Source organism: Bacteroidales bacterium (genome assembly GCA_013314715.1).
GTDB lineage: Bacteria > Bacteroidota > Bacteroidia > Bacteroidales > GWA2-32-17 > Ch61.
Genome location: JABUFC010000004.1, coordinates 1 through 13,552, shown reverse-complemented (window position 1 = coordinate 13,552; position 13,552 = coordinate 1). Strand labels below are relative to the sequence as shown.

The window sequence follows — 13,552 nt, the reverse complement described above, 5'->3', positions numbered from 1 at the left end:
AAAATATTTGCTTATAATGGCACTTATATATTCCTTTTATATTCGCTGGTATATTTTATGGATGCCCTTTAAAATTATTGAAAAAAAAATGGGCAATAAACAACAAAACACTACATTGTCATATTTTTTCAAATATGATAAAGAAAAACTTGTTATTATTAAAAAATCTATCTTACGCGCTGCCCGATTAAGCATTTGGCGTAACAAATGTTTTGAACAATCGTTAACCGCTGCTTATTTTCTTCGCAAATACAAAATTCCATACCATTTATACATGGGTCTCACAAAAGAAAACCAAAAACTCATTGCACACGTCTGGATAGAAAGCAACGGATATTTTTTAGTAGAAAAAGGAGGAAAAGATTTTGTTACATTAGCCACTTATTATTTCCCATAAAATGTATATCGTTGCAGGGCAAATAAGGTTTTCTAATACCCCTTCTCCACTCATATCAATATGGAAGCAACCTTCTATATACGCTTTTACCAATAAAATTTTAATAAAAGAATCTTTTATTGAAGTAATAATATACGCTCAATTACCTGAAAAATATCAAAAAAATCAAAGCTTTTTATTCGAAAATCAAAACGAAATTATTTTTATTATTGCCCATTTGCATAATCGTAATGAATTATGTCAAGAATTATCCTTACCTCGACAATATCACGACAGTAAAATTATATTCGAAGCATACAAGAAATGGCAAGAAAAAGGATTAAAAAAATGTCTTGGCAAATGGATGTTTTTAACATTAAACACAACAACAAAAGAAATTTCCGTTGCTCGCGACCATATGGGCATGTTTAATTATTATTATCATTTTGTTAATAACTCATTTTCGTTTTCAACAAATATTGAATTATTAAAGAAAATTAGCAACTCTACATTTGAATTAAATTATTTACATCTTGCTGGCTTAGCAGTTGGTTTTAATGGAACAGCAGACGAAACTGCATACCAAAATATTTTTAAAGTAAATCCGGCACACATCATAAAATTTCAGAATAACCAAAAACAAAGCCAAAAATATTGGGATCCCCCATTCAATCAAGTTATACAATATAAAAAAGAAGAAGATTATATTCAACATTTCCTTTGTTTATTCAGAAACATTATTAAAGAACATACTAACAACAATCATATCATTGCCTCTACATTAAGCAGTGGGCTCGACTCTTCGTTTGTTACAGCAATAACAGCATCTGAACTTTTAAAGCAAAATCGCAATCTAATTGCTATTACCGCTACTGTAAAAAATCCTAAAACACAAATCAAATCTACTTATCGTTATGCCGACGAAGCTCCCTTTGCACAATTAGTAGCTAACCAATACCCCAATATAATTCATATAATCGATAAGGCAGAAAAAACAAACCCTTTTGAAGGCTTAATTAAAACCATAGAAACCCATCATCTGCCAGTTAGAAATGCAAGTAATCAATATTGGCTTTTCTCTATGTTTGAACAACTTGCCAAGCAAAATGTACAAACCTTACTCATTGGTCAAATGGGTAACCTCACTTATTCATGGCCATTTTTCAATCCAAAGCCGAACCAACAACCTCCTTGGTTACAAAAGCTTAAAAATATTTTTCCATTTTATCAACCTTTTTATATTAAAAACAGTTATTTAAATAACTCATTTATAAAACAACATCGTTTCTTGTCGTATTTAAACAAACTAAATTATAACCCAACTTTTCAATCTAAAAATTTAATTTTAAGTCGTCAATATTTTTTTAAACAAATACATTCTACAGGATACGCTAATTGGAACGAAAAAGCAAACCAATATGGTATCAATATTATTGATCCTACTGCCGATGTCAGGTTAATAGAATTTTGCTTTTCACTACCTAATCATGTATTTATTAACAAACTAGGAAATAGGATGCTTATTCGTAAGGCATCTCTAAACATTTTACCCTCTGCTATTATTCAAAATCCTCAAAAAGCCATTCAATCAGCCGATGTATTTGAGCGTTTTTTAGAAAACTATCAATCATATGAAAACATCATACTATCATCACTTAAATTAGATTCTATTCAACAAATCTTTCAAACCCAAAAAATAATAAATCATATTAATGATAAAAAGTTTTCAACTCAAGTAATTTTACGTTCACTGTTGATAAGTTTATTTATTTACTTTGCAACAAATAAAAACGATTTTCGTAAAAAAAGTTAAAATATAAGCATATGAAAAAGCTATACTTTCTCTTGGCAGTTCTAACCATAAATTTAAGTGTTGCATTTTCGCAAACTTATTTATGGAAAAAACATTTTACAGGTCCAGGACAAAATGTCCCCTTATTTATGATTTCTGATAACAATGGCTATATTTACATTGCAGGAAATTTTAATGGGACCATTACACACGATTCCTATAATTTTACAACCAATGGCTTACAAGACATGTTTTTGGCTAAATACTCTTCAACAGGGTCAATTATTTGGATTAAACAACTTGGCGGTGCAGGTACCGAAAATGTTTATGGCATTGCTTTAAGTCCTGATCAAAAATATGTTTACATTGGATTTACATTTAACGGCACCACCAATATTGATGGATGGCAATTAACCGCAGAAGGAAATGATGTTGCAGTAGCTAAATTTTCTAATGTTGGCGAATTAGACATGCTGTTTCCCATAGCAACAGGTGCCGACCATCAAATTAATGGAAACCTTTCTATAGATGCTGATAATAATGTGCTTGTTCTAGTTAACTTTTCTAATCAAGCGGATATTGCTGGTGGTATTCAAAAATGTTTTGCCAATGAATATTCTACCAGACAAAACGTTCTTGTAAAAACCGACGAATGGGGAAATTATATCTGGCATCGTATGTTCGAAACAACCTCTTCTTTATCCTATCTGCGAACAGTAACGACTTATGGTACAGATATTTTTATTTCTGGAACTTTTTCAAATTCATTAACTTTTGTTAATCAAACAGTTAATAGTTCTAATAATAAGAGAGATGGTATAATTGCAAAACTTAATAGCAACGGTGAAGACCTTTGGGTTCGAAAAATAATGGGTATAGGCAATGACATCTATGTTTTTAGACACAGTCTAGATGCTGATGAAAACGTTTATATTGCTGGATATTTTAATTGTAACCAATTAACTATAGATTCTACCGACGGTGTTTTGTCTAACTTACATCCAACGAATACTAGTTCATACAATGATATGCTTTTAGCAAAATATAATTCTGATGGCACCTTACAATGGATAAAAACAAAAGGAAGCACCGGAGATGACAAATTGTATAACATAGTAGCATCAACATCGAATTTTGCAGCCGTTGGTTCATACGGTGGTAATATTAGCAGTTTAGGATTAACATTAAAAGGCGGAATAGATGCCTGCATTCTCTTAGGCGATGCAACAACAGGACAAATAAATTCTACACTAGCATCAAAAGGAACATTAAATGAATCTGCATGGAACTGCTTAATAAGCTCAACTGGAAGAAGTTATCATTACATGGGCGAATTCAATTCAAGCAAATTATATATAGGTAACGATTCTTTAATAAACCCTAAAATAAACTATCGGGATGGTTTCTTAGCTAAAATAGGTTGTTTTGACGATATTAATTTTACAGCATCTAAAGTTTCTTGTCCCGGTGGAAACAATGGAAGTATCACCGCTACACCTACCCCCGGAAATGAACCCTATACTTATTTATGGAATACCGGAGCTACAACCCAAACTATTAGTAATCTTGTAGCTGGTAATTATACAGTTACCGTTACGGGTAGTAATAATTGTAGTCTAACAAAAACATATGTTTTAGAAGAAAACCCACCACTAACAGCTACATATACCAAGACCGATCCTTGTCCAGGTGGTACCGATGGTATTGCAACAGCTATACCTCAAAACGGCAATCCACCTTATACCTATTTATGGTCTTATCAGAGTAAAACGACTCAAACCATTTCGGGCATACCTGCCAATACTTATTATTGTACCATACGTGATGCTTGTCCAGCAACCGTAGTTATTACAGTTACATTAACAAACCCACCTGCATTATCATTATCATTAAGTTCTACAAAATCGAGTTACTGTACCGTTACACAATCGGGTTCAGTAACAGTAGTTCCTTCTGGTGGCAAAACTCCATATACTTATATATGGAGAAAAAGTTCATTAAGTGGCACTATTGTTGGTTATACACAAACCGTTAATAACTTAGGTCCTGCTACATACTATGCTTCTGTAACCGATGGCTGTAATGCCACTAAAACAGGTTCTGTCGGAGTTGGTAAAAAAGCCTTTACCCTAACACCTTCGACTAATTGTACTCAGCAAGGACAATGTACTGGATGGGCTCAAATTGATGTAACCGATGGCGATCCACCTTATACTTACTTATGGAATGACCCTGCGCACCAAACAACACAAAGAGCTGTTGGTCTTTGCTATAGTTCACTTGGCTATATTGTTACAGTAACAGATGTAAATAATTGTACTAAAACATATCCAAATATAAGAATATTAAATTGCAGTAAGTCATCTATGGAAGAACCAACTGACATCAATATCTCTGTATTTCCCAATCCTGCTAATGATTATATACATATATTCATCAATACTGAAGAAAATTTTTATCAAAACATTGAAGTTTATAATTCAGCAGGTCAATTAGTTTTTGAAAAAACATTATTAAGCGAAGATACTGAAATTAATATTCAAACTTCAAAATGGTTAGAAGGCGTTTATCTGTTACGAATGACTAGCGATGAAAATATTTATTCTAAAACTTTTATCATAAAACGTTAAAAATCTTTTGCCAATTAAAAATAAATATTGTACCTTTGCATTCCATTTTTAAAGACTTGGCTTTATGAAAAGAACATTTCAACCTTCGAATCGTCGTCGTAAAAATAAACATGGCTTTCGCGAACGTATGTCAACTCACAATGGACGTAGAGTTTTAGCTGCTCGCCGTGCAAAAGGACGTAAAAAATTAACCGTTAGTGACGAGTTAAAAGGAAAATAATTTTTTAAAAATCCTTGTATAGCAAAAAAGTAAAGGGTACATTTGTACTCTTTACTTTTTTGTTTATATGGCTAACATCGAAAAAAAAGTACAAACTATTCTTAATCGCCGACTTGAAGGCGGCAGAATTTCTACTAAAGAAGCATTTTTCTTATATCAAAATGCTCCGTTGTCGCTACTTATAAAAATAGCTCATAGTATTAAATTTAAATTGTTTGGTAAAAAGGTTTATTACATTCAAAATGTACATGTAGAACCCTCCAATTATTGCATATATAAATGTAAATTTTGTTCTTTTCATAAAGATCCGCACGAACCAATGTTTTGGGAAGATGATATTCATACCATTATAAATAGAATAAATAACTTACCCGGCTCCATTAAGGAGATACATATAACAGGAGGGGTTCATCCACAAAGAGGTTTAGAATGGTATTTAAACTTATTACATGACATAAAAAACATTCGACCATCCTTACAAATTAAAGCTTTTACAGCCATCGAAATTCAATTTATGGCAAAAAAATCTGGAAAAAGTATATCTGAGACGTTGCAACTACTTAAAAAGGCCGGATTAGATGCACTCGCCGGAGGAGGCGCCGAAATTTTCAATGATAACGTTCGAAAACAATTATGCCCCGAAAAGGGAGATGCAAAAATATGGTTAAATGTACATGAACAAGCACACCATTTAAAAATTGTTTCGAATGCCACTATGTTATACGGTCATATTGAAACCATTCATGATAGAATAGAACATATGCATACCATTAGACTTTTGCAAGACGAAACTCAAGGCTTTAACTGCTTTATTCCTTTAAAATTCAGACATCAACAAAATTTCTTATCGCATATTCAAGAACTTCCATTAGTTGACGATTTGAAAGTATTTGCATTAAGTCGTATTTTTTTCGACAACATTTTACACATAAAAGCCTATTGGCCCATGATAGGCAGAGAAAAAGCAGCTTTGTTGCTACACGCAGGAGCTGACGATATTGATGGAACTATATATGATAGTACTAAAATATACACCATGGCAGGAAGTGAAGAACAAAAACCGATGATAACAGTTGAAGAATTAAAAGCACTGATTAAATCTGAAAATTTTATTCCTATTGAACGAGACCTATTTTATCATGAATTATCATAATTTTAAATCAACCTTTTTTAATAAAAACTCGTCTAAAAGAAAAAATAATTATGAATTCAAAAATACATTTTTCCATCAGAAAAATTTGGTTAATTTTGCAAAATTAGTTTAATTTTTTTTATCGCTTATAAAACATTGGTAATGTATAATTAAAAAATAAATATCTATGAAATATTCTCGATTTCTTACAAGTATTTTGTTAATATCATTTCTTACTTCGTGTGTTAAAGATTATTTCGATTTCGACAAAGTATCCAATCATGTAGACTGGAACCCTAATGTGGCAGCACCGGCTGTTCATAGCAAATTAACACTTCGCGACTTACTTCAAGACTATGATGTTCAACATTTGTTTGTTGAAGACACCTCGCATTTTTTATACCTTATATATAATAAGCAAGTTTTTTCGTTACCTGCATCTCAATATGTATCCATTCCCAATCAATCGCTTTCTCAAAACTTTTCTGCCAACGATTTTACTACTCAGGGTTTCCCTACTACAAGTCCAGTTGTCGTAACAAAAACTATTCAACAGATATTACAGATTCAATCACCCACCGATGTTATTGATAGTTTAATTTTTAAATATGGTACTTTTCATTTGGAATTAAATTCTACCTTTCAGCACACAGGACTTTTAACAGTCACTTTTCCGACTATTCGCAAAAATGGATTACCTTATTCTAAAACCGTAAACATTAACAGCTCAAATGGTTTTAATTATTCTAACGATTTTAACGATTTAGTCGATTATCAATTTACAACTCCCACTTCCAATCAATTGGTATGCGAAGTTACACTAACACTAACCAATGCTGGCCATCCGGTGCTACCAACCGACCAAGCTCAAGTAAATATGAATTTTAGCAACATACAATATAAACTTATATACGGATATTTTGGCAATCGTGTTATACCTGTTCAAGAAGATACTGTAAATGTTGAAATATTTAATAATGCTCTTAATGGACAATTATATTTTATGGACCCAAAAATTAAATTTAATTTATTTAATTCATTTGGTGTGCCTTTAGGAGCTACATTTACCGATTTCAAAATTTACTCTTCAAGCGATCAGTCTTATCATCCATATTCTATCCCGTCACAATATAATCCATTGATAGTAAATGCACCAACAGTAGCTGGAAACAATGAGATTACCAATATTTTATTAGACACAAGCAATTTTCCTACTATTCGTGATATTATTTATAATAACCCTCGTTACTTTTATTTAAAAACCACAGCTATGATGAATCCTCCAAGTACAAGCCAATATAACTTCTTAACCGACACCAGTCGTTTTGCTGTTAATTTAGAAGTTGAGTTACCCTTATGGGGGCGTTCTACTAAATGGGTTTTACAAGATACGGCAGATTTTGATTTTTCAGAATACTACAAAGATTCTACCGTCGATTTAAACAATATTGAATATGTGCGTTTTAACATTAATATGCTGAATGCAATGCCAACTAAAGCCGGTGTTCAATTATATTTTACCGATTCGCTTTTTAATGTTATTGACTCCATGTTTACCCCACAAAATATGGAAATTGTTCAAAGTGGTGTTATTAATGGTTATGGGAAAGTGATTCAACCAACTCGAAAAATTACTCAAATTACTTATACAGGTAATCGTTTATCGGGATTAAGTAATGTTAAAAAAATTCTTATCAGAGGTTATATCAATACCTATAATCAAGGAAACACTAACGTACGCTTTTATTCAGACAATTATTTAGATGTAAAATTAGGGGTTCAAGTACAAGCCAAAGTTAACACACAAACAGATTTTAATAAATAAGGGAGGAATGTGTTATGAAAAAAATTCTTTTTGTTTTAATAAGCGTAATCAATATTACCATATATGCACAGCAAAATCAAACATTATATTTTATGTCTGTGCCCCAAGCCAATATAACCAATCCTGCCCTTTACGGTCCATGTAAAATAACTATAAGCGGTTTATTAGTTCCTGTTTCAGGACAAATAATGCCACCTTTGTATATAAACTATAATAACAATAGTTTTTCGTATAAACAATTTATACATCATGGAACAGGAATTATGTCCGATTCGCTTATTTTCGATTTTCCTAATTTAATTGATAAAATGCGCAAGGTAGGCTACCTTAGCTTCGAGACTCAAATACCTTGGTTAAATGCAAGTTATATATGGCGAAATTGGTATTTTAGTTTTGGAGTTAATGAACGCATTAATACAATGATTAGTATTCCTCGCGATTTAGTTATTCTTGGCTGGGAAGGCAATGGAAAATCTTTATTAGGTGAAAAAGCTTTTTTAAGTTTTCTTGGCGCTAACTTCAATTGGTATAGAGAATACTCTATTGGTGCAGCCACTTCATTAAATAATAAATGGACAGTGGGAGCAAGAGCAAAACTATTGTTTGGCAAAGCCAATCTATGGTTTAAAAATAATCAATTAACATGGAACACCAATCAAGACGACTATTCATATACGTTTGATGCCAATATGGAGGTTCATAGCAGCCAACCCTTTTTTGACATTACTAAATTTGAATACGATGATGTCAACGATTCACTTATGTTCGAAATGGACACTATTTTAAAACCCGATGATATAACCTTCAATCAAATAAAAAAACAAGTCATATTTAATACAAAAAACAAAGGTTTAGCGTTAGACCTTGGAGCAAAATATATATTTAATAATAAAATCACTCTGTATGCAAGTCTTCTCGATTTTGGCTTTATTCGTTATAAACAAAATTCAGATGGATTAAAAGCAAAGGGAACATTCTATTTTGATGGTTGGGATATTCAACCCTATTTCCAAAAAGATGACTCAGTAATTGAAGCACATGCTGACGCTTTTCGCGATTCTGTAATAAAATTGTTTGACCCAACACTCATTAATAAAGCATATAATTATTGGCTACCATCTCGATTATACTTAGGTGGAACTTATCAATTAACAGAAAAATATAATGTGGGAGCCTTATTACGAAGTGAGTTTTATTTAAAAAGAGTTCATGCTGCTTTAACATTAAGTGGAAATGCAAGGTTTACAAAATGGCTAAGTACCTCTGTAAGCTATACCATACAAAACAATTCGTTTACAAATGTAGGACTTGGATTTGCTTTAAAATTCGGTTTTTACCAATGGTATATGGTTAGTGATAATGTTTCAGGATTTATTTGGCCTCAAGCAACTCGCAATATTAACCTAAGAATGGGACTAAACATGATTTTTGGGTGCAAAAAGAAAGAAACAAGCACCATGCTTAACACGAATTTTATACAATAATTTGCAAGACTAAATATTAAATTTTGTTAAATAATTTATTCTATTTAGATTTAATCTAATTTAATTATTATCTTTGCAATAAAAAAATATGAATACTATTAACATTTTAATATTATCGTTTTTATTCAGTTCAAACAATGATTCATTAACAAAAAATTATTACATTATGGAAAATTTAAAAATAAAAGAGAGTGGATTATCGTATCCATACGAAGTGCCAACATTAAATTATGCATATAATGCATTAGAGCCTTACATCGATGCTTTGACAATGGAAATTCATTTGACCAAGCATCATGGTGCTTATGTATCAAACCTTAATGCAGCTATTAAAGGAACCGAAATGGAAAAAATACCTTTATTAGATTTATTTAAAAACATGAGCAAATATCCAATGGCTGTTCGAAACAATGGTGGTGGTCATTTTAATCATACCTTATTTTGGCAAATTATGACTCCTAATGGAGGCGGTACACCTTCGGGTAAATTAGCAGAAGCTTTAAATAACACTTTTGGCTCTTTCGAAAAATTTAAAGAAACATTCGAAAATGCTGCAAAAACAAGATTTGGTAGTGGTTGGGCATGGTTAGCCGTCGATGAAAACAAAAAACTTTTTGTGTCTTCTACTCCCAATCAAGATAATCCATTAATGGATGTTGCTGAGCAAAAGGGTGTGCCCATTTTAGGAATTGATGTTTGGGAACATGCATATTATTTAAAATATCAAAATAGACGACCCGATTATATTGCAAGTTTTTGGAATGTTATAAACTGGAAAGAAGTAGAACGTAGATACGAAGAAATAATTAAATAATAACTTTTTCTGTTCGTTTAATATTAGGTTATTCAATCATTAGAGAGGCTGTCTAAAAACGACAGCCTCCTTTTTTTTATTTTCTAAAAGTTATAATATTTTGATTACCAAAAATATCTTCGTAAGTCATCATTAGATAACTAACATTTGCCCATGAAATTGTTGGATCACTCAAAACATGGGTTACTTCTTGAGGTGAAATGTTTTCGCTGTTATATAAACGGTTATGCTGGCTATCGTCTATCTGTATCATAATTCTTTTAATAAGCGATTTCGGATCTAGTATGGTTGTACTATTAGGAGTTCTATAATACCACGAGATTTGCTTAATCGTTCCGTTTGTACTTAGCTCAACGGTGGGAATTGCAGTTACTACATTAGTTGGAATATATGATTGGTCGGGAACTTCAATAATTATTTGTTGCGAATTATAGCCAATAGTATATATTCCCATAGTTGGCAGCATATTGGTTATAAATGGACCCCAATATAAACGTGTATTGTCAAAATCTTTATATCCTTCATTATTGCCCATAAATTGATGGTTAGGATCGGTAAATGTAATAGTAGATGGGTATAAAGTATCGTTTGCAACAAAAGCAAAACGATAACCCGAAACGGAAACCTGATTATTTATGGTAGGAGTAAGATTATTGTTTTCGAAAACACCACCTTCCATAAAGTACAATAGTTGCATATAAAATAACTTATTTTCTAACAAGTCAATAATTCCATTTTGATTTGCATCAGGATGTTTAATAGTAGATGAAGCTACATCGTCGAACATAGCAAGCATTTGTTGTTCAGAACTTGTATATATTAACGACGTGCCAAGTGGGTTCGAAGCTGGAATATATTGTGCACCTTGAGCAGTAAGCGTTTCCAGATTTATTGTAGATATGGTATCGCTTACCTTTGTTAGCGGGAGAAAATCTAAATCGCTATTAAGCTTAAGATAGCCCAACATTTGATTAGCATTATTTAAAAACAACACTCCATAAATTTTTCCAATAGTAATATCAATTGAAAATTGCCCATTTATAACATTACTTAGGTAATATTGCTTATTAAGATTAAATACCAACACCTTAGCTACGGAATCAGATTTTGTATTTAAAACTTGTCCTTTAAGTGTTACTTTTTTCTCTGTTTGATTATTGTTAGTATTGTTTGTTGGTGTTGTTTCTTGGTCTTTTTTGCATGAAACCATCAAAATTAAACTAACAACAATTAAAAGTGCTGATTTTCTCATATTAAATAAAATAGTTTATTTTGCACAAATTTAATATAATTCATAAATATGTACAAAATATTTTTAATCGTTTTAACAAGCTCTATTCTATTAAAAATTCAAGCTCAAATAGCTGATAAAGAAAAAGATTTGCGTAAAATTAGTATAGACAGCACCTTAATCGGTTGGAAAAAAGGAGGTTTATTTAATTTAACATTTTCACAACTTAGCTTAACCCATTGGTCGTCAGGTGGAGAAAATTCTATTGCAGGAAATGCTCTTTTGAATTTGTTTGCTAAATACAATAAACATCGATTCAGTTTCGAAAGCAGCCTCGATTTAGGTTATGGAATACTAAAACAAGCTACAGCAAAATCGAAAAAAGCAGATGATAAAATAGATTTTTCATCGAAATTCGGATATTTAATTTGCAATAACTCATTTATTGCAGCATTAATTAATTTTAAAACACAATTTATGCCTGGATATAATTATCCTAACGATTCAGTTAAAATTTCAAATTTTATGGCACCCGCTTATCTTCTTTTTGCTTCTGGATATGATTTTAAAAAGAAAGATGTATTTTCTTGCTTTATTGCACCCATAACGGGAAAAATTACTTTTGTAAACGACCAGCATTTAGCGAACGCAGGTTCGTTTGGAGTTGAACCTGCCCAATTTGATACTAACGGCAATGTTATAAAAAAAGGTAAGCAAATACGTTATGAATTTGGAGGCTATATTAAAACTTCACTTCAAACTAAAATAACAAATAACATTAATATTACTAGTAAATTAGAACTTTTTTCAAATTATTTCAAGAACCCAGAAAACATTGATGTTTATTGGGAAACATTATTAGGCATGAAAATAAGTAAATATTTAGCTGTTTCTATCAACACGGTATTAATTTATGATGACGATATTATGATTATAATAAAAGACAAATCTGGTAATATAACCGGACAAGGTCCTAGAATTCAATTTAAAGAAGTGATTGGTATTGGATTTTCATATAAATTTTAAGCAAGCCAAATTTTTTGTTTAAAATTTATTTTTATAAAAGGCTTTAAAGGTCCCTTAAATTTAATCTACACAATTGGTAATATTTACATTTTTGAATTCTTTGCAAGGCTATTAACATGCAAATATGTGATTGTTAATAACTTATTGATGTTTTTAACATATTTCAAAAATAATGCTTATTTTGACACTATAAAATTAGAAAAATCAGCAAATAAGACCTTTGCAAAACTATAATACAACAACAGTAATCGTAAAAAAATCAATCTTATTTTCAATTTTTTTTCAATTACATGAGAAGAAAAAAGGAATTTTGCAAAGGTCTCATGATGTGAATGATGTTTTTTGATTGGATGCTGAAATAAAATCAGTATGACGTTTTTTGGGGTGAGTGTTGGGTTTTGTGGAGATACTGAAACGAGTTCAGCATGACGATTAAGGGAGGTAATGTTGTAGTTTGTGGAGATACTGAAACGAGTTCAGTATGACGCATAAGGGATAGTATGAAGGGAATGATGTGTTTGATTGGATGCTGAAACGAGTTCAGCATTACGTATAAGGGATAGTATGAAGGAAATGATGTGTTTGATTGGATACTGAAACGAGTTCAGTATGACGGTCGGGAGGTATTGTTGTAGTTTGAGGAGATGCTGAAACAAGTTCAACATGACGGTTGGAGGGTAGTATGGTGGTCTTTTGAAATAGGCAATATTCACCACACCATTCGTCATCCCGAACTTGTTTCGGGATCTTCCCACGACTTCGCCACTTTATATATTTAAGTAATTGTTATACAAATACATAAAAAATCATGTAGGAACTATATGATTTTACAAATAATTGTATATCAATACTTTATTTAATCATAAAGGAAATATTTGATATTTTTAATTCTACGGATTGATAAATTTCTTTTGCTAGTTGAGTTATATTTGACGGAATACCATAGCGTTTATTCGTTTTTTTATCACGCAAAATACTAAGTTGTACACTTAACAACAATTGACGTATATTTTGTGGTGAGA

The 13,552-nt window shown here is 31.4% G+C and carries 11 protein-coding genes; 9 read left to right on the top strand and 2 right to left on the bottom strand.

Annotated features, from left to right (window positions below):
- The first annotated feature begins 16 nt into the window (after nucleotides 1-16).
- The 8 genes from HPY79_01460 (at nucleotide 17) to HPY79_01425 (ending at nucleotide 10,273) form a co-directional block, all read left to right on the top strand.
- Nucleotides 17-397, top strand: a complete 381-nt coding sequence (locus tag HPY79_01460; GenBank protein ID NSW44484.1) for a lasso peptide biosynthesis B2 protein — start codon at nucleotides 17-19, stop codon at nucleotides 395-397.
- Between the two features lies 1 nt (nucleotide 398).
- Complete coding sequence (locus HPY79_01455) at nucleotides 399-2,189, top strand: hypothetical protein (protein NSW44483.1); 1,791 nt, start codon at nucleotides 399-401, stop codon at nucleotides 2,187-2,189.
- Nucleotides 2,190-2,200: 11 nt separating this feature from the next.
- Complete coding sequence (locus HPY79_01450) at nucleotides 2,201-4,798, top strand: T9SS type A sorting domain-containing protein (protein ID NSW44482.1); 2,598 nt, start codon at nucleotides 2,201-2,203, stop codon at nucleotides 4,796-4,798.
- A 64-nt stretch (nucleotides 4,799-4,862) separates the two neighbouring features.
- A complete protein-coding gene (gene rpmH / locus HPY79_01445; GenBank protein NSW44481.1) occupies nucleotides 4,863-5,018 on the top strand; it encodes a 50S ribosomal protein L34 in 156 nt (51 codons plus the stop codon).
- 67 nt (nucleotides 5,019-5,085) lie between these two features.
- Nucleotides 5,086-6,171, top strand: a complete 1,086-nt coding sequence (locus HPY79_01440) for a CofH family radical SAM protein (protein ID NSW44480.1) — start codon at nucleotides 5,086-5,088, stop codon at nucleotides 6,169-6,171.
- Between the two features lie 166 nt (nucleotides 6,172-6,337).
- Nucleotides 6,338-7,975 (top strand): hypothetical protein, encoded by a 1,638-nt coding sequence (locus HPY79_01435; GenBank protein NSW44479.1) that lies wholly within the window; start codon nucleotides 6,338-6,340, stop codon nucleotides 7,973-7,975.
- A gap of 14 nt (nucleotides 7,976-7,989) precedes the next feature.
- A complete protein-coding gene (locus HPY79_01430) occupies nucleotides 7,990-9,459 on the top strand; it encodes a hypothetical protein (protein ID NSW44478.1) in 1,470 nt (489 codons plus the stop codon).
- A gap of 166 nt (nucleotides 9,460-9,625) precedes the next feature.
- Nucleotides 9,626-10,273, top strand: a complete 648-nt coding sequence (locus tag HPY79_01425; GenBank protein ID NSW44477.1) for a superoxide dismutase — start codon at nucleotides 9,626-9,628, stop codon at nucleotides 10,271-10,273.
- A gap of 76 nt (nucleotides 10,274-10,349) precedes the next feature.
- On the opposite strand, the gene HPY79_01420 is transcribed toward HPY79_01425, so the two are convergent.
- The gene (locus HPY79_01420; protein NSW44476.1) at nucleotides 10,350-11,525 is read right to left on the bottom strand and encodes a hypothetical protein; all 1,176 of its coding nucleotides are present in this window, start codon (nucleotides 11,523-11,525) and stop codon (nucleotides 10,350-10,352) included.
- 48 nt (nucleotides 11,526-11,573) lie between these two features.
- Here HPY79_01420 and HPY79_01415 point away from each other — a divergent pair, with 48 nt between their 5' ends.
- Nucleotides 11,574-12,530: a DUF3078 domain-containing protein gene (locus tag HPY79_01415; protein ID NSW44475.1), complete on the top strand. Its 957-nt coding sequence runs from the start codon at nucleotides 11,574-11,576 to the stop codon at nucleotides 12,528-12,530.
- 852 nt (nucleotides 12,531-13,382) lie between these two features.
- Here HPY79_01415 and HPY79_01410 read toward each other — a convergent pair.
- A partial coding sequence (locus HPY79_01410; protein ID NSW44474.1) for a hypothetical protein occupies nucleotides 13,383-13,552 on the bottom strand: 170 nt, incomplete at its 5' end.

Excerpts from the sequence above, each read along its gene's own strand:
- HPY79_01450 (NSW44482.1), top strand. The coding sequence starts at position 2,201 with ATGAAAAAGCTATACTTTCTCTTGGCAGTTCTAACCATAAATTTAAGT.
- HPY79_01455 (NSW44483.1), top strand. The coding sequence starts at position 399 with ATGTATATCGTTGCAGGGCAAATAAGGTTTTCTAATACCCCTTCTCCA.
- HPY79_01425 (NSW44477.1), top strand. The coding sequence starts at position 9,626 with ATGGAAAATTTAAAAATAAAAGAGAGTGGATTATCGTATCCATACGAA.
- HPY79_01435 (NSW44479.1), top strand. The coding sequence starts at position 6,338 with ATGAAATATTCTCGATTTCTTACAAGTATTTTGTTAATATCATTTCTT.
- HPY79_01430 (NSW44478.1), top strand. The coding sequence starts at position 7,990 with ATGAAAAAAATTCTTTTTGTTTTAATAAGCGTAATCAATATTACCATA.
- HPY79_01460 (NSW44484.1), top strand. The coding sequence starts at position 17 with ATGGCACTTATATATTCCTTTTATATTCGCTGGTATATTTTATGGATG.
- rpmH (NSW44481.1), top strand. The coding sequence starts at position 4,863 with ATGAAAAGAACATTTCAACCTTCGAATCGTCGTCGTAAAAATAAACAT.
- HPY79_01420 (NSW44476.1), bottom strand. The coding sequence starts at position 11,525 with ATGAGAAAATCAGCACTTTTAATTGTTGTTAGTTTAATTTTGATGGTT.
- HPY79_01415 (NSW44475.1), top strand. The coding sequence starts at position 11,574 with ATGTACAAAATATTTTTAATCGTTTTAACAAGCTCTATTCTATTAAAA.
- HPY79_01440 (NSW44480.1), top strand. The coding sequence starts at position 5,086 with ATGGCTAACATCGAAAAAAAAGTACAAACTATTCTTAATCGCCGACTT.